The following is a 238-nucleotide window of genomic DNA, read 5'->3' on the forward strand; positions in this document are numbered from 1 at the left end:
GAGGTAATCGATGCGGGCGAACCACTCCGCCGGCAAGGGGCCGGTGGCAGGCGCCGGGTTAAGAATGACCTGCTTGCCCAGCTCACGCGCCCTGGCCAAGGTCCAGGCCACGGTGTCCACCGGCACCTCAAGCTGGCAGATGACCACCTCGGCCGCTTGCAACAGTGCATCGAAGCGCTGTACCGACTGTGGCGTCAGCAGGCCGTTGCCGCCGGGGATGATGACGATGCAGTTCTGG

Annotated in this window: 1 pseudogene; it reads right to left on the reverse strand. The window is 66.0% G+C overall.

Going from position 1 to position 238, the window contains the following annotated elements:
• Positions 1 to 238 (reverse strand): annotated as a pseudogene (locus SB765_RS33480) (ribokinase); the annotation flags it as partial.

The sequence above is a fragment of the Pseudomonas sp. SIMBA_067 genome (genome assembly GCF_046534675.1).
Classification (GTDB): Bacteria; Pseudomonadota; Gammaproteobacteria; order Pseudomonadales; family Pseudomonadaceae; genus Aquipseudomonas; species Aquipseudomonas putida.